Source organism: Candidatus Symbiopectobacterium sp. NZEC135 (genome assembly GCF_025962695.1).
The window spans coordinates 1-982 of the sequence record NZ_JAGFPF010000739.1; the positions used below are offsets into that span (position 1 = coordinate 1).

Annotated in this window: 1 protein-coding gene; it reads right to left on the reverse strand. The window is 47.5% G+C overall.

Annotated features, from left to right (window positions below; all coding sequences use genetic code 11):
* Positions 1 to 232: 232 nt before the first annotated feature.
* Positions 233 to 880: a molecular chaperone gene (locus tag J5224_RS30110; RefSeq protein WP_264628722.1), complete on the reverse strand. Its 648-nt coding sequence runs from the start codon at positions 878 to 880 to the stop codon at positions 233 to 235.
* Positions 881 to 982 lie beyond the last annotated feature (102 nt).

The window sequence follows — 982 nt, forward strand, 5'->3', positions numbered from 1 at the left end:
ATTCAGGAAAGAAGCATCGAACTCCACATTATTTGCATTCTCCAGAGACATGGCGGGTGCAATTTCAGCATTTACATTGCTCATCACGAGCGCAGATAAAATAGCCACATGCCATAATGGCAGCTTATTTTTGGATTCGGTTTGAAAATACTTTGACATAACAAGTCCTGTCAACACCCTTTTCCTGAATGATGATGGGTATAAATTTAAAAAATTGACTGTGTGGGAAGCGTTATTTCACGACAGATTCAAAGGCATGTACGGCGCCATAATCATTAACAAAACTGCCACTGATCTTATTCCCGACACTGGCCGGTAATTCCAATACCATGGAACTGCGCGGTGCGAGCATCGCATAATCACTTTTTTTGCCCTTTACGGTGATATTTACCAAAGAGACATAATACGGTGTCGGGTTGGTTGCCTGAAGGCGATTGCCCTGAGCATTCCAGGTGATAGCGTTTGCCGCGTCATTGGCATTACCTTCCAGACCCGCCGGGCGATAAAACAGCTTGATTCGCGAACGAAAAGCCATCTGCAAACGGTTCTCTTCACTTTTGGCCTGAGATTTAGCCGGCACTTCCAACACGTTTAGCCAAAATACCGATTCTCTGTCCGATGGTAATGTATCCCCGGTATAGCTGATACGCAGCGTTTGCCCTTTGCCCGGCTCCACGCGGTTCGGCACTTTGATTGCGGATGGCTTGGCATTGACATCGCCGTTATCGATCCAGCTTTGCAGCAATACCGGAGATGGGCCACCGTTATTGATTTTAATACTCACTTCATTGGCATCTGCGGGATATATCACCCGGGTGCCGCTAATGACGACGCTGGCTTGCCCTGTCATGCTAAACAAAGCAGCTGCGAGCAGGCACATCCGCTGAAGAGTAAAAGAGGGAAATTTCATACGAGACTCCTGACGGAAAACCGGGAGGGAATGCCCCTCCCGTAGACCATTACTGATACTGAATAGAGTAGA

What these genes read in the sequence shown, in the direction of transcription:
- J5224_RS30110 (WP_264628722.1), bottom strand. Translation starts at nt 880, where the DNA reads ATGTGCCTGCTCGCAGCTGCTTTGTTTAGCATGACAGGGCAAGCCAGC.